At 45.6% G+C, this 18,477-nt stretch carries 17 protein-coding genes and 1 pseudogene; 10 read left to right on the forward strand and 8 right to left on the reverse strand.

The genetic code is table 11. From position 1 onward, the window contains the following. The first annotated feature begins 86 nt into the window (after window positions 1-86). Window positions 87-1,004, forward strand: coding sequence for a DUF7916 family protein (locus ACFSUO_RS11705; RefSeq protein ID WP_382394258.1), 918 nt, complete (start codon window positions 87-89; stop codon window positions 1,002-1,004). A 275-nt stretch (window positions 1,005-1,279) separates the two neighbouring features. Here ACFSUO_RS11705 and ACFSUO_RS11710 read toward each other — a convergent pair whose 3' ends face one another. Further along, the gene (locus ACFSUO_RS11710; protein ID WP_382394260.1) at window positions 1,280-2,689 is read right to left on the reverse strand and encodes a sigma-54 interaction domain-containing protein; all 1,410 of its coding nucleotides are present in this window, start codon (window positions 2,687-2,689) and stop codon (window positions 1,280-1,282) included. 212 nt (window positions 2,690-2,901) lie between these two features. On the opposite strand from ACFSUO_RS11710, the gene ACFSUO_RS11715 reads away from it, so the two are divergent. Beyond that, window positions 2,902-4,110, forward strand: coding sequence for an ornithine--oxo-acid transaminase (locus ACFSUO_RS11715; protein WP_382394262.1), 1,209 nt, complete (start codon window positions 2,902-2,904; stop codon window positions 4,108-4,110). A 33-nt stretch (window positions 4,111-4,143) separates the two neighbouring features. Further along, window positions 4,144-5,415, forward strand: a complete 1,272-nt coding sequence (locus ACFSUO_RS11720) for a Glu/Leu/Phe/Val family dehydrogenase (protein WP_382394264.1) — start codon at window positions 4,144-4,146, stop codon at window positions 5,413-5,415. A gap of 156 nt (window positions 5,416-5,571) precedes the next feature. Here ACFSUO_RS11720 and ACFSUO_RS11725 read toward each other — a convergent pair whose 3' ends face one another. Continuing rightward, window positions 5,572-5,733, reverse strand: coding sequence for a hypothetical protein (locus ACFSUO_RS11725; RefSeq protein ID WP_382394266.1), 162 nt, complete (start codon window positions 5,731-5,733; stop codon window positions 5,572-5,574). Window positions 5,734-6,001: 268 nt separating this feature from the next. On the opposite strand from ACFSUO_RS11725, the pseudogene ACFSUO_RS11730 reads away from it, so the two are divergent. After that, a pseudogene (locus ACFSUO_RS11730) lies at window positions 6,002-6,840 on the forward strand (DUF4349 domain-containing protein). Window positions 6,841-6,888: 48 nt separating this feature from the next. Here the strand turns inward: ACFSUO_RS11730 and ACFSUO_RS11735 are convergent. Beyond that, window positions 6,889-7,587, reverse strand: coding sequence for a hypothetical protein (locus ACFSUO_RS11735; protein ID WP_382394268.1), 699 nt, complete (start codon window positions 7,585-7,587; stop codon window positions 6,889-6,891). A gap of 268 nt (window positions 7,588-7,855) precedes the next feature. Between ACFSUO_RS11735 and ACFSUO_RS11740 the strand changes: the two genes are divergently transcribed. Together ACFSUO_RS11740 and ACFSUO_RS11745 are read left to right on the forward strand one after the other, a co-directional pair. Next, window positions 7,856-9,262: a hypothetical protein gene (locus tag ACFSUO_RS11740; RefSeq protein WP_382394270.1), complete on the forward strand. Its 1,407-nt coding sequence runs from the start codon at window positions 7,856-7,858 to the stop codon at window positions 9,260-9,262. Window positions 9,263-9,310: 48 nt separating this feature from the next. Then, window positions 9,311-9,808, forward strand: a complete 498-nt coding sequence (locus ACFSUO_RS11745) for a metallophosphoesterase family protein (protein ID WP_382394272.1) — start codon at window positions 9,311-9,313, stop codon at window positions 9,806-9,808. Between the two features lie 55 nt (window positions 9,809-9,863). Here the strand turns inward: ACFSUO_RS11745 and ACFSUO_RS11750 are convergent, their stop codons facing one another. Beyond that, entirely contained in the window at window positions 9,864-10,484 is a 621-nt protein-coding gene (locus ACFSUO_RS11750; protein WP_382394274.1) for a DUF3298 and DUF4163 domain-containing protein, read from the reverse strand. A 277-nt stretch (window positions 10,485-10,761) separates the two neighbouring features. On the opposite strand from ACFSUO_RS11750, the gene ACFSUO_RS11755 reads away from it, so the two are divergent. Then, window positions 10,762-11,934, forward strand: a complete 1,173-nt coding sequence (locus tag ACFSUO_RS11755; protein WP_382394276.1) for a hydroxymethylglutaryl-CoA synthase — start codon at window positions 10,762-10,764, stop codon at window positions 11,932-11,934. Window positions 11,935-11,998: 64 nt separating this feature from the next. On the opposite strand, the gene ACFSUO_RS11760 is transcribed toward ACFSUO_RS11755, so the two are convergent. From ACFSUO_RS11760 to ACFSUO_RS11770, 3 genes are all read right to left on the reverse strand, one after another. Further along, window positions 11,999-12,766, reverse strand: coding sequence for a FixH family protein (locus ACFSUO_RS11760; RefSeq protein ID WP_382394278.1), 768 nt, complete (start codon window positions 12,764-12,766; stop codon window positions 11,999-12,001). A 21-nt stretch (window positions 12,767-12,787) separates the two neighbouring features. Next, on the reverse strand, window positions 12,788-13,360 hold the full coding sequence (locus tag ACFSUO_RS11765) for an SCO family protein (RefSeq protein ID WP_382394280.1): 573 nt from the start codon (window positions 13,358-13,360) through the stop codon (window positions 12,788-12,790). 96 nt (window positions 13,361-13,456) lie between these two features. Further along, window positions 13,457-14,044, reverse strand: a complete 588-nt coding sequence (locus ACFSUO_RS11770; protein WP_382394282.1) for a DeoR family transcriptional regulator — start codon at window positions 14,042-14,044, stop codon at window positions 13,457-13,459. A 125-nt stretch (window positions 14,045-14,169) separates the two neighbouring features. Here ACFSUO_RS11770 and ACFSUO_RS11775 point away from each other — a divergent pair, with 125 nt between their 5' ends. The 3 genes from ACFSUO_RS11775 to ACFSUO_RS11785 all read left to right on the forward strand — a co-directional run bounded on the left by ACFSUO_RS11775 (window position 14,170) and on the right by ACFSUO_RS11785 (window position 16,975). After that, window positions 14,170-15,075 carry a cytochrome c oxidase assembly protein gene (locus tag ACFSUO_RS11775; protein WP_382394284.1) on the forward strand — a complete coding sequence of 302 codons (906 nt, stop codon included), beginning with the start codon at window positions 14,170-14,172 and terminating at the stop codon, window positions 15,073-15,075. A gap of 100 nt (window positions 15,076-15,175) precedes the next feature. After that, window positions 15,176-15,343: a heavy-metal-associated domain-containing protein gene (locus tag ACFSUO_RS11780; RefSeq protein WP_382394286.1), complete on the forward strand. Its 168-nt coding sequence runs from the start codon at window positions 15,176-15,178 to the stop codon at window positions 15,341-15,343. A 402-nt stretch (window positions 15,344-15,745) separates the two neighbouring features. Then, window positions 15,746-16,975, forward strand: a complete 1,230-nt coding sequence (locus ACFSUO_RS11785; RefSeq protein WP_382394288.1) for an MFS transporter — start codon at window positions 15,746-15,748, stop codon at window positions 16,973-16,975. 105 nt (window positions 16,976-17,080) lie between these two features. On the opposite strand, the gene ACFSUO_RS11790 is transcribed toward ACFSUO_RS11785, so the two are convergent. After that, on the reverse strand, window positions 17,081-18,466 hold the full coding sequence (locus ACFSUO_RS11790; protein ID WP_382394290.1) for an alanine/glycine:cation symporter family protein: 1,386 nt from the start codon (window positions 18,464-18,466) through the stop codon (window positions 17,081-17,083). Window positions 18,467-18,477 lie beyond the last annotated feature (11 nt).

Here is an 18,477-nt window from a genome sequence, read left to right on the forward strand (position 1 = left end):
AAAAGTGTTATTCATAGATGATGACACTTTTGGAAGCTGACATTCGATTATTGATATAGAAGGGCAGTAGGAAGGATGTTTTCATTATGAAACGTTTATTAAATTGCACGGCATCTGATTTTGCTGAGATGAATGGGGCTCAGCTAAGACAGGCCATTGAAGCATCAGAAGGCAGGGTCATGCTGTCGGAAGTGGTTTGTGCTACGACACCGCTGTATCCAAGTTTGACCAATGCGGAATATGCGGCCGCGTTTGGAGCCGATATGATTTTGCTGAACTTATTTGACGTTAATCAGCCGAACGTGGAAGGTATGTCCGCGGAACATCCGCAAAATGTAATCATTGAGCTGAAAAAATTAATAGGCCGGCCGGTTGGGATTAACTTGGAGCCGATTGATCCCGAGGCAGATAATGCAGAGACACTCGCGGAACTTCCTAAAGGGCGTACTGCCATCCGTGAATCGCTGGAAAAAGCGAAAAAGCTCGGCGTTGATTTTGTTTGCTTGACTGGGAACCCAAAAACCGGGGTGACGAATACGGCTATACTAAAATCAATCAAACAGGCAAAAGAAATTTTCCAAGATGACATCATGATTATTGCTGGAAAAATGCATGGGGCAGGCGTTAGAAAGGAAGCGGGCAGCGGCATTGTGAGCGAGAACGTCGTGGCAGAATTTGCTGGGGCCGGTGCTGATGTGGTACTGCTTCCGGCTGTCGGCACTGTTCCAGGGACGACACTGGAAAAGACGGAAAAACTTGTGGATGCAGCCCATGAACAAGGCGCCCTGGCATTAACCGCAATCGGCACGAGCCAGGAGGGAGCTGCTGCGGCAACCATCCGGCAAATGGCACTAAACAATAAAATGGCCGGAGCGGATATCCATCATATTGGCGATGCGGGTGAACATGGTATCGCTGTGCCGGAAAATGTGATGGATTATTCCATCGCCATTCGAGGGAAGCGGCACACGTATGTGCGGATGGCCGCATCGGTTAATCGGTAGGTGCTTGGAGCTGGGGAGCTTTCATTAGTTTTGGCTGTTATTTGGTGTTTAGGGTGACTTTGGTGCAGACTGCAGCGATTTTATCCAAAACTACAGCGATTTTGTGTGAAGCAAAGCTGTGCCGTATTCCCGCGGGAGTTTGAGTGGGTGCCGCGCGAGTTTTTTGATTTTCGCGCGAATTTGGGCCGTCCCGCGCGAGTTTCTTGATTTTCGCGCGAGTTTGTACCACCCCCCGCGCGACTTTCGGAACCACCGTGCGATCCGCCCTCATTCTACTATAATCCAAGCCTACGCATCCGGTACTGTAGACTTTGTCTGCTGATGCCAAGATTTTTTGCAGTATGGGAAACGTTGTGATCGTTCCTAGCAAGTGCCTGCTGAATATAAAATTTTTCTGCTTCTGCCATTTTTTCCTTTAATGAACGATTTTCGGCACCTGCATCACGAAGATTTAACAGGCTATCTGGCAGCGTGTCCGGCTCCTGCTGGTACTTCTTCCTGAATTTCGGGGGCAGGTTCCCGATAGTGATCGTATCCTCATCCAGAATTAGGTTCATAGCGCCTTCAATCGTATGCTCCAGCTCCCGTACATTGCCCGGCCAGTCATGCTCGCGGAGAAGCTGTCTGACTTCGGAGCTGATGCCTGTCACATCCATGTTGAATAGCTTGTTGTATTTTCCGATAAAATGTTTGGTTAAAAGGGCGATATCTTCTTTGCGTTCGCTTAGTGGTGGTACGAACAGGGACACGACACTAAGCCGGTAAAATAAGTCTTTTCGCAACTGGCCGCTGGAAATGGCGTCGACAGGGTCTTCGTTAATGGTCGTGATAATGCGGACGTCGACTTTTTTATCTTTCAGGTCCCCAATTCTTCTGATTGATTTTTCCTGGATAACCCGCAGCAGTTTTGCCTGCAGCGAGGAGTCGAGTGAATTGATTTCGTCCAGCAGCAATGTACCGCCGTCCGCCTGTTCAAAAAGCCCTGGCCGGTCGGTTGCCCCTGTAAATGCCCCTTTTTTCGTGCCGAATAAAAGGCTTTCCATCAAGTTATCCGGAATGGCGGCACAGTTCTGTGAAATGAAAGGGGCACTCGATCGGGCGCTGCCATTATGGATACTTTGCGCAAACAGCTCCTTCCCTGTACCCGTTTCGCCGGCAATCATGACGGAAGATGATGTCCGTGTCGCGCGTTTCGCTTCATCAATGACCGTCTGCATCGGTTCGCTGTTGCCGATAATTTTGTCAAAGGTGAAATTCGTGTTCCGTTTGTTCAGCACGTTTTCTTTAATGACATTCTCCAGCTGTGTTACATCCCGGGCAATTTCAACAGCACCGGTAATTTCGCCATTTTCTGCGATAGGGAAGGAGTTGTTGATTGTCGTGATTTCTTTTCCTTTATAGTTGAAATAGGTTTGTTTTGCATTTTGGGTGGATTTGCCGGTTGTCAGCGCCTGTACAAGCGTACTGCTTTGGCTGTCCCTGAATTTGAAAACATCGAGCAGGTTTTTCTCAAGGACATCCTCACTGCCCATGGACTCAATTTCCATCATTTTTTTGTTGTAAATAATGGTTTCGCCGTTTTTATTAATGACATGAATGCCTACGTCTACGGCATCGAGCAGCTGCTGGTAAAGGGCATTCATGTTGAGTGGTGTCTGAACATCTTTTGGACTGTTTGTTGGCATGTTGTCACCTCATTCCTTCCTTTTAAGTTTAATAGAACCTCTGGTGGAATGCAAAATTAATTGGCGCCACAACCTCCCGACCTCGCGTAAGTGCAAACTCGTTTTGCGCCCAAAAACATTCCTTATTTTGAAATCCTTATCACTTCAGTATTTTGAAATTTGGCATAAAGTTTGCATTTATAATCGTGAAAGACTATTGAGGAGGTTTTGTGATGAAAGTAAATACATTTAATCAATCAGAAGAGATTATTGAGCAGACAGATAAATACGGTGCGAGGAACTATAAGCCGCTTCCGGTTGTTGTGTCTGAGGCAGAAGGTGTCTGGGTAACCGATCCGGAGGGAAACCAGTATATGGATATGCTAAGTGCTTATTCTGCTGTGAATCAGGGGCATCGTCATCCAAAAATTATGGAGGCCTTTAATAGCCAGGCAGGACGTGTTACACTGACATCGCGCGCATTTCATAATGATCAGTTAGGGCCATTTTATGAAAAGGTTTCCAAGCTGGCAAATAAAGATATGGTCCTGCCGATGAATACAGGGGCTGAGGCAGTTGAATCAGCCATTAAAGCAGCACGGCGCTGGGGTTATGATTGTAAAGGCATTGCGGATGATCAGGCTGAAATCATTGCATGTGAAGGCAGCTTCCATGGCCGGACGATGGCTGCAATCTCCATGTCAGCAGATCCGGATAACAAACGCGGCTTCGGTCCAATGCTGCCGGGGATTAAAATCATTCCTTACGGTGATATTGATGCGCTGAAAGAAGCAATTACGCCAAACACCGCAGGATTTCTTATGGAACCAATCCAGGGTGAAGCAGGTATCATCATGCCACCGGAAGGATTCCTGAAAGAGGCATATGATGCTTGCCGTGAAGAAAACGTTCTGTTTATTGCCGACGAAATTCAGGCAGGACTTGGACGCTCCGGTAAAATGTTTGCCTGTGACTGGGAAGGCGTCACACCGGATATGTACATTTTGGGCAAAGCTCTTGGCGGCGGTGTTATGCCAGTCTCTTGTGTTGCTGCCAATGAAGATGTACTTGGTGTCTTCAACCCCGGCTCCCATGGGTCAACATTCGGCGGTAATCCACTGGCATGCGCAGTCTCCATAGCCGCACTGGATGTCATTGAAGAGGAAAATCTGGCTGAGCATTCTAACAAACTTGGAAACTATTTTCAGGAAAAACTGAAAGAAATCGATAATCCTATTATTAAAGATATTCGCGGAAAAGGCTTGTTTGTCGGCGTTGAGCTGAACGAACCAGCACGGTCATACTGTGAGCAACTAAAGGAAGAAGGTCTGCTCTGCAAGGAAACGCATGACAATGTCATCCGGTTTGCACCACCGCTTATCATCAGTCAGGAAGATCTTGACTGGGCAATTGAAAAGATTCATAAAATCTTATCCAACTGACGGACAATATGAAGCAAGGAAGTGAATGGTAAAATGGCAAAAACAATCGTGAATGAACAAGCAGAGGAATCGTTGAGTCTAACAGCGTCAACACAGGTGATTATTAAGGAAGCACTGGAATACTTGGGGTACCCGGATGAAGTCTTTCAATTGCTGAAAGAACCGATGCGCAGGCTTACTGTAAGGATTCCTGTACGAATGGACGATGGAAGCATCAAAATTTTCACCGGCTACCGTACACAGCATAATGACGCAGTCGGCCCAACAAAGGGTGGTATCCGGTTCCATCCAGATGTTACCGCGGAGGAAGTCGATGCCCTCGCCATGTGGATGAGTCTGAAAAGTGGTATCCCTGACATTCCGTATGGCGGTGGGAAAGGTGGTATTGTCTGCGATCCGGGAGAGATGTCATTCCGTGAGCTGGAAGGGCTTAGCCGTGGGTATGTCCGCGCGATCAGTCAAATTGTCGGGCCGACCAAAGACATTCCGGCACCAGATGTGTTCACCAATTCGCAAATCATGGCCTGGATGATGGACGAATACAGCCGTATCAGTGAATTCGACTCACCAGGGTTTGTCACCGGCAAGCCGATTGTATTGGGCGGGTCACATGGACGCCAAACAGCTACAGCTAAAGGTGTTACCATCTGTATAGAAGAAGCAGCGAAGAAAAAAGGCATCAACATGCAGGGTGCACGGGTAATCATACAAGGGTTCGGCAATGCCGGCAGCTATCTTGCCAAGTTCATGCATGACGAAGGGGCAAGGGTAGTCGGTATTTCGGATGCATATGGTGCGATTTATGATGCGGATGGCCTTGATATTAACTATCTGCTGGAAAAACGGGATAGTTATGGCACGGTCACCAACCTGTTTAATAATACGATTACCAATGAGGAACTGCTTGTTAGCGATTGTGACATTATTGTGCCAGCTGCAATTGCCAACCAGCTGACAAAGAATAATGCCAGTGATATTAAAGCATCGATTGTCGTAGAAGCAGCAAATGGACCGACGACACTCGAGGCGACAAAAATCATGTACGACCGTGGCATTCTGATTGTACCGGACGTTCTTGCAAGTTCCGGCGGGGTGACAGCTTCGTACTTTGAATGGGTCCAGAACAATCAAGGCTACTATTGGAGTGAAGAAGAGGTCGCCACGAAGCTGCGTAAAGTCCTTGTGAATTCATTTGAAAAAGTATACAATGCCGCTGAACAGCATCAGGTGCACATGCGCCTGGCAGCATATATTGTTGGTGTACGGCGGATGGCGGAAGCTGCCCGTTTCAGAGGATGGGTATAACTTGACGCAAATGATTCTGGATTTTGCCCAATCATGGCCGGATTTCTGGTCTGATTGGTTAACTTTATGGTAAAAGCTAGAAATGATAGAGAAAAAACCCTCCGTGACTGGAATAAACTCCATCACGGAGGATTTTTTAATGATTCCTGAGCCCAATCATTCATCATCATGTTTCCAGTATGTTTCATTTCCGCTGACCGGGCATACTGGGAAGTTGTCCTGTTCTGTTAGCTTTGCTTTTTCGCCGGATTGACATGTATATGTCCCTTCCGCTGGTACACCTTGTCCTGTTCGATATTCACGATAACGTTCGTCCAAGTAAAACACCTCCATAAAAAACTCCAATGCTTATCATATCCGAAAGAATCATTGTTCATTCCAATTTCTGCAATTGTTTTCCCCCGTAATATGTAATTTTTTTTAGCGGTTGCCGTCAGTATAGAAAACACAAACTTTTGTTCAGAGACGGGGGTCAAGGATGAAAAAAAGATTTTTCATGTTTATTGTTATCACTTCCATTATTTTGATAGCGGGCTGTAGTAATGAATCGGGGGACAGTGAATCAAGTGCTGATCAGGCCAATCGAATGACAGAGGAAAATGCAGTAGAAAAGAGTACAACTTTTACGACAGCGAATGATTCTTCTGGCGGAAAAGATGGTGCTGCGACTGATCAGAATGACGGCAGTGCGAGTGAAGATAATGCGGCATCACAGGCTGATGATGCAACTGATGCCGACCGGAAAGTTATTTATAATGCCAATCTGCATATCGAAGTGAAGAGCTACGGGCAGACAGCAGATGATATCCGAGAGCAAGTATCCGATCGAGGCGGCTATATCGTTGAATCAAGCATGCATGGAGGATCTGAAGACGGGGCGAGCAGTGGGCAGATTACGGCCCGGATCCCACAGGAACATTTTCGGGAATTTGTTCAGCAGGTGGAAGACGGCAGCAAAAAAGTCGTGAACAGCTCGATATCGGGTCAGGACGTGACGGAAGAATACGTGGACCTGGAATCCCGGCTGGAATCAAAACGGGTCGTAGAGAAACGGCTTCTTTCTTCATGGAACAGGCGGAGAAAACGGAAGACCTGCTTAACATTTCGGAAGATCTGGCAAAAGTTCAAGAAGAAATTGAGCAGATTACTGGCCGGATGAACTATCTGCAAAATAAGGTTGATCTTGCCACCGTCACCATTCATATGGAAGAGAAGAATGTAACCATCTCCAGTGAGGATGACTTGAATACGTGGGAAAAAACGAAACAGCAGTTTATGAAAAGCATTAATTTTCTCCTGTCAGCGTTATCCGGATTATTCGTCTTCATCATTGGCAATTTGCCGGTTCTGATTATATTAGGGATTGCCAGTGCGGCTGCAATTTGGCTAATTAGGAAGCGGATGAGGAACAAGCAGGGAGAATAGGGTCTGTTTGGCTGGGCAATTTTGTGAAGAGAAATTGCCCCTTTAGCTTTAAGTATCATCCCCTCGACGGTCCTTGTCACCTTTCATTACGTCATTAACTTTTTCAATGCCTTGCTTTATTATTTCGTCTTCAACCGTTACATGGTCGGTATCATTTGTATCTTCGGCTGCAACGCTAAATTGTAATGCCTCTGCGTATGGGGCTGACTTATTCATTAAATAGGAGGTGTTAATTTCGCTGAGGTCTTCACGAGCTTTTTCAGCGTTTAATTTCCCTGTTACAATATCATGCATAAAGTTGAGAGCAACAATATTGGCAGCCTCCATATCACACCGGGAAGATACTTCACCCGCCGTTCTTTCTACAATCACACTCCCATCAAATTTCGCCACTTCGCTGAACATTTCCGGTGGCACCCGGTAATCAATAACGTTCTCGATTACATCCGTATGGGGCTGTGGAAAGTCATGGGGGATCTCATCACGATAAATTATCGTTCGTTTCCACGGTCCATTGTTATACCAGACTAGTCTGCTTGGAGTAGCTTCGTTTGGAAGGCCGTATTGCTCGATTGTCAGGTTTGCCGATTTCTTGGACATAGCATTCCAATCACTAATAATGGCTTGAACCGTTTTCATATCCGCAACAGTTTTATCGGATTCTTTGTCTCTGCCAAATGTCTGTAACTTTAGATCGCTTGCCATTGATATACCAGCAGTTTTCAGTCTTTCTTTGGGGTCCATCATCATACACCTCCGCAATGTTTTACGTTTGTTTTTAGTATGCTTAAGAATCTTATCCTTAAGCATCAAACTCATTTATTTTGTCTGGTTCAGGTAACTCTGGTGTTTTTGCAGTAAATTTTGGTGAATTCGTGCTAAAATCTGGCGTTTTGACCAAAAGTTAAGTGATCTACAGCGATTCCAGTTTTCATTCCTGAATTTATTGCGTTATACTGATTTTCATGAGCGTATGTTATTAAATGAACGTTTGATTTAAGAAGGAGCTTGTGAAATGGATGGATTCGTTACTAGGGGACTGCGGCTGTCTATTTTTCTATACGCCCTCTTACACTTTATCACTTACTTTTTCCCCATCCGGATAATGGTAGCTATACATGCCGTCATTGGCTTTGTCATGCTGGTTTTGGCCGCGGTGAAACTGAAGCTGCATCGTTTTAAATTGCCGCTTTTTCTTGTTACAGCAGGGGTTATCATTATGGTGTTTACCGATGGCTTTCAAGCTGGAAATATTCAAAGCGGTCTGCTTCAGATGAGCAATATTATTGGCCTGCTCGCGGTTGTTCCGATGATTGGCTGGGTATTGCGCCAGGAGCCATATATTGAGGAAATTATCGGCATGGCGCACAAGCTGCTTGACTCCAGCCGGAAGTTTTACTTTGGCATGCTTTCATTTACACATATTCTTTCTTATTTTCTATTATTCGGCGCGATACCGCTGATGTATCAGTTTGTCAGCCACATGTTGAAACATCAGCGGGGAGAGGCATGGGAAAATTTTAAAGGAACAGCTCTGCTGCGTGCGTTTGCCTTGTCAACGCTTTGGGTTATCAGTATCCCGAGTTTTGCATTTGCGGTCGAGGCGTTGAATGCATCGTTGTGGCTGACAATTTTGCAAGGCTTTCTGATCACGGCTGCTGCTATGATGCTGGCGGTCTTGTTCTCCTATTTTGAAGAGAAACGCTATGGTGTTGACCTGACTGCGGAAATTAAAACGGAAATTGATAACGTTCTCGAGCATTCGTCGGATAAAAAAGAGCAGTTGCGCAAAACGATGGAATTTATCTTCCTATTTATTACGTTGTTCGGATCTATCTTTCTGTTATACGAAATTCTGGCTGTTAAGCTAATGGTGCTGATTCCGCTCGTGATTATCGTGTGGTCCAGTATTTATTTCATAGTAAAACGAAAGCCGAAAAATATGCTTGCTGAAATGAAAGATTATTATAAGAGCGGATTATCAGCACAGGCGTATCAGTTCAGTGTGCTGACTTCAGCAGGGATTATGATATTTTCCATGAACCAGAGTGGGATTGGAAGGGCAATTGTGGGTGGAATTTATTCCCTTCAGGAGGTTGTCCCGTTTTTCAATATGCTGTATTTCTTGCCATTTATCGTCATTATCCTTGGGTTCATGGGGCTTGGCCCACTTACGGTAATGGTCCTGGTTGCAGGCATTCTCGAAAGCATTTCACTACCGTACCCGCCGGAATTGATTGTACTGGCAGTGACATCAGGAAGTGCCATATCGATACTGCTATCCCCATTGATCATGCCAGTCATTGTGTTGAGTGGAACGAATGGTTTGAGCGCACTTAAAAATGGGATAAAATTTAACTACAAGTACGCAATTGCCCTGTATATTATGGTTCAAATTTATGTCCAATGGATGGCATTCTAAGCAGGACACGGGTTCCTTGTCCCAGCCCCATGAAAGGAGGCATGCTATTTGCGAATTGTAATAACCGCCGACACGCATATGCCGGATAAAGCCAAACAGCTGCCGGAGCGGCTTACCAATGAGCTCGCGAAAGCTGATCAAATCATCCACGCAGGTGACTGGAAAACGATGGATGTTTATGAGGAGCTATCCCAATACGGAAAGGTGACAGGCGTGTACGGCAATGTGGATGACACAGCGTTACAAGAGCATCTTAATGCCAGGGAGACCATCACCATTAACGGCTACAAAATTGGTGTGGTTCATGGTCACGGGAAGAAAAAAACGACAGAGAAGCGGGCAATCGAAGCATTTACAGGAGAAAGCGCTGATATTATTGTCTTTGGCCATTCTCACATTCCGCTGGTTCGGTATTTCAAAAAGCAGCTGCTGATAAATCCGGGCTCGCCAACCGATAAACGGACGCTGCCGTATTATTCATTTGCCATCCTCGACATCGGGGAGGAACTGCATGCGGACCTCATTTTTTTCCGTGACAAAAGCTGAAACCAGTCCGAAATAAACTTTATCGGCAGGGCGGCCCCTTGAATTTACCCTTTATTTAATTGTTGATTGCCATCCGGCTCAGTGGCCCGTTTTCGTCGATGATATCCTGCAGTTCATAAACGGAAAGCGGGAATATCGGGAATCCGAATACATATGGCGTGAGTTCATACAACTGGAAGTAAATGACAAGCGTTTTGTCTGCTATATAAAAAGGCTGATCAGGCTTGATGCCGGTGAATTCGCCTAGAGTTTGGATGCCGCGCTCCTTGATTTGCTGTTTGATCATGTCTGAGATACGGCTAGTGTAGTCACTCCCAGGCTTGAATAAATCGCTGAGCTGACATCGTTTTCCGGTCTCCAGATCAAATGTAAGTGAAGTGAGATACGTCATCCCGTGTGCAGCCATTTCGTGTATCGCATAGTTGGAAAGCATCAAGCTCAAAATTTGCCGCTGGTTGTTCTTCATCTCAAATTCCCCAACCATTTGGCCAATGGGGTCAGCCATATCACTGATTTGCTGATCGATAAGCCCTTGTGTTTCCCGCACAATCGACTGATTAATGAACGTCTGCAGCGATGGATCCGCCATCCCCCATACTTGCGGATAAACAACTTGCTGGCCAGGTCCTCCGCTGACCTTGAATGGTTCGATATGGACTGGCAAAGAATCAGGCATAACGACTCCTCCTTTTTGTGTTCCTTGCCCATTGTATGCCGGAACAGGAAAATGTGTGCTACCGTCCGCTCCTGATTTGTCAGTCGTGGTGACGAATGTTCGATTTTCTTCGCGTTGTTTTTCATGGCATTATGTATTACGATTGGTGTATAATTTTTGGGTAAACTATATTGGCAGGTAAAAAAACAGGGCAAGCTGAGTTTTCTAATGAAGAAAGTCACGTACGATCCCACCTGCATAACGGGAAGGCAAAATCGAGCGGAAAAGGAGAATAACGTTGCAAATAGGTATTGATAAGATAGGGTTTTATACCCCCCATTTATATGTGGATATGAATAAACTAGCATCCAGCCGCAATGTCGAACCAGAAAAATTTACCATCGGCATCGGCCAGGAAAAAATGGCGGTGGCTCCAATTACGCAGGATGCAGTCACCATGGCGGCGAATGCGGCACTGGAAATGTTGGATGAAAAGGATAAAGAAGCAATCGATTTCGTTATTTTCGGAACGGAATCAGGGATTGACCATTCCAAATCCGGGGCCATTTATGTTCACCATTTGCTTGGGTTGAACGAGAATGCACGGGCAATCGAACTGAAGCAGGCTTGCTATGGTGCAACTGCCGGCATTCAGATGGCAAAAGGGCACGTTGCATTAAACCCTGAAAGCAAAGTCCTTGTGCTTGGCTCAGATATTGCCCGTTATGGACTGGGAACTTCGGGCGAGGCGACACAGGGGGCAGGAGCGGTCGCTTTACTGATCAGTGCCGATCCGGACATTCTGGCACTGGAGGGGGACAGTGCCTACAGGACGGATGAGGTTATGGACTTTTGGCGGCCGATACATTCGGACAAGGCATTGGTTGACGGCAAGCTTTCAAATGAACAATACATTGCCTTCTTTGCAAATGTATGGGAACAGTACAAGGTGAAAACAGGTCTGGAACTGGCCGACTTTGAAGCAATTACGTTCCATCTCCCGTACACGAAAATGGGCAAAAAGGCGTTAAAAGCGGTGATGGACGAGGGTACGGACGAAGATTCAGAACGGCTGATGGCCAATTATCAGGTCAGTGCCAAATACAACCGGATTGTCGGCAACATTTACACTGGTTCCCTGTATCTAAGCTTGCTTTCGCTGCTTGAAAATAAGGAAGATTTGCAGCCGGGAGCACGGATTGGTTTATTCAGCTATGGTTCAGGTGCGGTTGGCGAATTCTTTGCCGGTACGCTCCAGCCAAATTTCCAGGAGCAGCTGCCATTAGGCAAACACAACCAGCTGCTCGAGTCCCGGACCGAAGTGAGTGTGTCAGAATATGAGGCAATATTTGAGGAGACACTACCAACGGACGGATCGAGTGTCACGCTAGATACGGCGGGTGACCCTGCAAAAGTTTGCCTGTCCGGCGTAAAAGAAGACATGCGGCAATACGTCCGAAAAGGTGAATGACAAACACAGACATGAAAAAGGGCTGTACACGGGGTACAGCCCTTTTATGTTCGAGTACTTATAATTATTCAGTCACTTCCAGGTTAAATTCCTGATGCTCATGCAGCCCGTCGTCGTTTTTAACGTGGATCGTCATTTTGTACGAACCTGTTTCATCGAATGTGTGACCTGCACTATATTCGCCTGCTTTTGTTTCCTCGGCATCCACGTATTGATGTTTGTCCGAGCTATCCTTCCAAATTTCGAAACGGACATTGGCGTTTTCAAGCGGGTTGTCAGCCATTTGCAAATGAACCGTTAAATCAGTTTCTTCTCCTGCCTTGATAGAGTCAGGCTTGGCGAAATGCATACCGAATCCTTCTGCTTGATTATTGCCATGGTCGTGACCTTCATCGTCATTCTTGTCTTCTTGTTCGCTGCTTTCACCGTCACCGATCGTGATGGACTTTTTCGGCATAGTATGCATGTCGCGGGCGGTTGTGTGGGCGTACATTTCGTATACGCCATCCTTATCAAAGGATACTTCGGCGGTATATGTTCCATCCTCATTATTGGTTGATTCGATCATGGTACTGTTGTCTTCATTGCCTTTTTCCCAGTACTCAAATTCCATTTCTTCTGCATCTTTTACTTTTTCGTCACCGTACGTCACGGTGGCCTTCAGCTGCACTGTTTCATCCACTTCGGCGGTTTTCGGTACTTCGAAATCCACTTTGAGTTCTTTGATTTCCTCTTCCGCATTGTCAGAATTCTGCTCCGTGTCGCCGCTGCCACATGCTGCCAGTAGAGCTAAGGCCAGTACAGCTAAAATAGTCCAGATGCGTTTTCTCATTTTCAATCCCCCAATTTGTCGTTAGTTGAGGACGATTTTCAAGTCGTCAACAATGTTCTGCATTTCTTCTGTTTTGGTACCACTATAGCGTTTAATGACTTTCCCTTCCGGATTAATCAAAAAGAAACTCGTACCGTGTGTTACCTGGTCCGACCCTTCCGGTGGTTTCTTCAGCAGTGATTTAAAGGATTTAATCGAAAACTCCTTAATCGTCTGGAACTCATAGCCGGTCAAAAAAGTCCAATTGCTGAAATCGGCCTGGAAATTTTGCGCGAATTCTTTTAACGCTTTTGGTGTATCACGCTCGGGGTCCACACTGAAGGAAACGAGCTGCGCATCCAGGTTTTCTTCCTTCATTTTCTGCTGCAATTCTGCCATGTTCCGGGTCATAGGCGGACAAACTGTTGTACAGTTGGTAAACACAAAGTCTGCTATCCACCATTCTCCCTTCAGGTCTTCATTCGACAATGTTTCCTTGTCCTGGGTGGTAAATTCAAAATCGCTAACTTCCTCTGACATATTAGTCTCAATTTCTTCCCCGCATGCAGCAAGGAAAAGAATGAGCAATAATGGCAGAACCTTGAATAATCTCATGTAATCCATCCTTTCTTATTGGCCCGGATGCTATTTTGTTTTGAAAAGCCAGTGCCCCGGCCTGCCTGAATCCAGCTGTCTGAACTAGCTGCTGCATCAGTGATGACTTCCCGAACAGCCGCCGTGCCCGTTCATTTTTTGGAAAATGGCTTCCTCGGCGTCCGAAAAGTGATAAATGGTCCCGCCAAAGCCTTTAACAAATTTCTCCGCATCCTTGCTCCGTTCAAATGTTAATACTTGCGGATGACAGCACCCGATTTCAACGGAGGCATCCATTACATAAAAAGCCAGCTGTGCACTTAGGGTTGTCTGCCGGAAAAAGTCCGGACAAATGGCTTGAACCACCTCATCCCCGAGCTGGCGGTGACGAAGAAGGCCACAATGTGCACAGCATGCCGTCTCGATTCGGTTATTTGTTAAAATTAGTCGATATGCGAGACGGTCATTGATTGTACGGCTGCAAAAAACACAGTCTTTCGTAGCTGGTGTATGCTCATTCGCATCCTGGGCAATCGATACTCCACCGAAAGTTTTTAGTACGGCACCATCGTTAATCAGCGGTTTTAAATCACGGTGAATCGTCATTTCGGAGACGCCCAGCTCTTCACTCAGATCGGAAATTTTCATGTAGTGATGTTTACTTAATAATTCCTTTATTTTTTGCTGACGCTCAATAGGCAGCAATCGATTATCCCCTCTCTATGCTATGTACGATTGTTTCTAACATTCTCAAACAATTCTTAACATCATCATAACCGGGATTGGGCTGTTTTTCAATGACGTTTGTGTGAACGCATTGTGAATGATTTGTGAAAGTTCAACATATATATGGGGAGGAAGTGACAAAGGGAATTATGTCTGTTTCACAGGATGACTTAAAAAGGGGGGATCATTTGGCTGATGCGTTATTCCTGGAACAGTTCCTTGTGTGGAATATCCCGCTCTTAGCTTGCTGTTTTTTTGTGGGGATTCTATATGTGTATTTGTTCAGACGTTTCAGGAGTCATGATGAGCCGCGCAGGAAGCCGGTGTTCTTTTTTCTTGCGCTAGTCAGTTTGTATGCTGTTACCGGAAGTCCGCTGGCAGCTGCTAGTCATCTTACCTTCAGCCTGCACATGCTGCAAATGAGCTTGGTTTATTTTATCATACCACCCTTTATGCTGCTAGGAATTCCTGGCCGGCTGTACCGGCGAATTCGTAACATGCGTGTGCTGGTTATATTCAATAACGGCAGACGCTTTTTCCCGTCAAAAATCTCGCTTCTGATGTTCGGAGTACTATTCCTGTTTTACCACTTACCTTTTGTCCTCGATTTATTGGCACAATACCCACTGCTTCAGAATATCTACTCCATACTGCTGATTGTGCTAGCCTTTTCAATGTGGATGCCGATTGCCTCGCCGGACCCCGATGAACGTCTCCCGCGGCAGGAGATGAAACACTATGCATGGCTGAGCGGCGCAGTTATTATGCCAGCCTGTCTGATATTTATCGCAAATGCGCTCATCGGTGGCATGGCGAATCCGTTCGGCAGCCAATGGACACCACAGCTCTGTACATCGGGTCAAACAGATTCAGCTGCAGCTGGTGGACTGCTTCCATATCCGTTCCATACCGAATATGAACAGGCATTTGCCGGCGTACTAATGCTTAGCGTGCATAAAGCAAGTATTGTGATGTCGTGCCGCCTGGGGAACAAGGACGATGAAGCTTAAGACGATTCTGATTCGCAGCTTTCGGGGTCGTCTCTGAAGTTCTAATCGGGAATGCACGGAAATAAACTGTAATGCGAAAAGGAAGGAGGTGAGCCAAACGATGCGCGAAACAGCATACTTTGACATCAAAGACATGCATTGTCCGGACTGCAAAACCAAGATTGAAAAGGCCGTTTTTGCTATGCCGGGTGTCAAGGATGTCGGCGTTCATTTGGAAGGTGAAAATGGAGAGGTGACTTATGAGAGCCATCTGACAGGGATCTTATGAGAGCCATCTGACAGGGATCCCGGAAATCATTCGCGTCATTCAAGATACCGGATTTGACGCAGCAGAACGGTCCGGGAAAAGTATGTAAAGGCCGGATTGAAAAGCTGAAGTAAGGATTGATTCTGGTATAGCTGCGTTTCTGGTATACCAGTTTTTGAGTAACGGAATGAAGAAGTAATCCCCTCCTGTGAATTGGCATAGGGAAGGGGATTACTCCCAAACTTGCCACCGCAACTTCTGTGCGGCGTAGCTCAAAGAACTCCGACATCCCATTCTCGGGGTTCTTTATTAATATACGCTTTCTACCTTTATTATATGGTATAATTAGCGAACGCACCGAACAGTGCCAGGCACCGTTCGAAGGTACCGTTCGCTTTAAACTGACTGGAATAGAGGAGAAATATGGCTGCTGCAACAAATAACATGAAAACAAAAACACATAATCAAACGGTTTACTCCATTTTATTTATCATTGGCATATGTCATATGTTAAACGATACACTCCAGGCTGTTATTCCTGCCGTTTTTCCGATTTTGGAAGAGTCATTGGGCTTAACATTTACACAGCTTGGTCTCATTACTTTTACATTGAACATGGTTGCTTCCGTGATGCAGCCGGTGGTGGGGATGTATACCGACAAACGGCCAATGCCTTTTGCTTTGCCATTGGGGCTTGCAAGCAGTATGGTCGGGATATTCGGGTTAGCATTTGCTCCTAACTTCTGGACCATCCTTGTCAGTGTTCTGTTTATTGGATTGGGGTCGGCGATTTTCCATCCTGAGGGGTCCCGTGTGGCCTATCTCGCAGCAGGTCCGCGTCGTGGTACTGCACAATCTATTTATCAGGTAGGTGGCAATTCCGGTCAGGCACTGGCACCTGTTATAACCGCTTTAGTCCTCGTTCCTTTGGGACAATTTGGTGTGATATGGTTTACGGCAGTTGCTGGCCTGGCAGTGATTTTTCTAATTTACATTGCCAGGTGGTATGCAGCAATGACTCCCACAGTCGTTAAAAAGAAACAACCGGAGCAAAAGGAAAAAGTCGATAAAAATGTGTCTAGGGCAATACGGAATGCGCTGATTGTACTTATATTTATTATTTTTGCCCGAACATGGTATGCCAAGGCCATTTCCAACTTTTACGCTTTTTACGCGATTGAAAATTATGGAATGTCCATCGCAGAGTCGCAATTCTATATTTTTACATTTTTACTGATGGGCGCCATTGGAACTTTTCTTGGCGGCCCGCTGGCAGATCGCTTTGGTAAGAAAAATGTCATTTTATTCTCGCTGCTGGCTGCGGTACCACTAGCATTAATTTTGCCATACGCAAGTGCAATTGGTGCGATTATACTACTAGGATTACTCGGTCTCATCGTCATGTCGAGCTTTTCGGTAACCGTTGTTTATGCCCAGGAATTAATACCGGGCAAGATTGGCACCATGTCCGGATTAACGGTCGGACTGGCTTTTGGTATGGGAGCAATTGGTTCCGTTGCACTGGGTTCATTAATTGATTTAATCGGATTAACACCGACCATGGTTGCGATTTCGTTATTGCCATTGCTTGGAATAGTTACATTCTTGCTGCCATCGGATAAGAAGGTTAGGGAATGGCATGCGGAAAGGTAAAGGGGTTAGGAAGAATCTATCCTTTTATTAAAAAAAGTGCAGCGAACAGAAGCGAACAGTGCCAGGCACTGTTCGATCCGTTCGCTTCTATTCGCTTTAACAAATCTACTTAGCTTGTTCATAAAAGTTATGAAAATAATCATTCGTTTCATTGGCAACCACTTTATATAAAAGCAAAATGCCGATTAAGTTTGGTATCATCATCAATGCATTCGCCATGTCAGCAAACGCCCAGACGGTTGTCAATTTGGCAATGGTTCCAATGAATGTAGCACCAACATAAATCAAACGATAAATACCCATATAACCTAAACCAAATAAGTATTCAAAGCATTTCGACCCATAAACATACCAGCCTAAAATGGTCGAAAACCCGAAGAAAACAACGGAAATGGACACCATATATTCACCGATATCACCTAATGAGGAACCAAATGCCGCACTTGTCAGGGCGCCTGCATCAAGGCTTGCATCGTGTGCTACGCCAGATAGTAATCCCCCGGTTGTATCCCAAAAACCTGTGACAAGTAAGACTAGACCTGTCATGGTGCAAACGATAATCGTTACGATAAATGTACCAGTCATGGCAACTAATGCTTGTTTAACCGGGTGGCTTGTCCTGGCGTTACCAGCAATTAATGCAACGGTGCCGAGCCCTGCTTCGTTCGAGAAAATTCCTTTGGATACACCATTACGGATAGCCTCTGATATAACGATACCGGAAAAGCCACCAACCGCTGGGAGTGGATGAAACGCATATGTAAATATCAAGGAAAAGGCGGGGACAATTTTATCATAATTCAATCCAAGAATAATAAGGGATGCAATAATATAGAAGACCGCCATTACCGGTACAAACACCCCGGCTACAGAACTAATCCGCTGCAAGCCCCCAAAAATAATCAAGGAGGTCAGGATGACAAGAATCACTCCTGTGGTTATTCCATTGATGCTAAAACTATTTTGCATCACATCGGCAATAGTATTTGACTGTACACTATTACCGATTCCGAGTGCTGCAAATGCCCCGAAAAAAGCAAATGCAACAGCAAGAGGCCTCCACTTTCTTCCTATTCCACGTTCGATATAATACATCGGGCCGCTCGAATATTCCCCCTCTGCATTCTTCACTCGATATTTCATCGCAAGTAATGCCTCTGCATATTTCGTTGCCATTCCAACCAGTCCTACGATCCACATCCAGAATATAGCTCCCGGGCCTCCCAATGTCACGGCGGTTGCGACACCAGCAATATTACCATTGCCTACCATTCCGGCAAGTGACGTCATCAAGGCTTTAAAGTTACTGACATCCCCCTCTGTACCATCTGCCTCTTTGTCTTTTGAGAAAGCTAATTTAAGCGCATACCCCAATTTCTTAAATTGTAAACCCTTTAGAATAAGCGTTAAAAATAATCCAGTCCCCACTAATAAAACTAAACTCGGTTTTCCCCAAAGAACGGAATTAATATTTTCAAGAATGTTAAGCATATGTATCCCCC

The organism is Lentibacillus juripiscarius, assembly GCF_042685205.1.
Classification (GTDB): domain Bacteria; phylum Bacillota; class Bacilli; order Bacillales; family Amphibacillaceae; genus Lentibacillus; species Lentibacillus juripiscarius.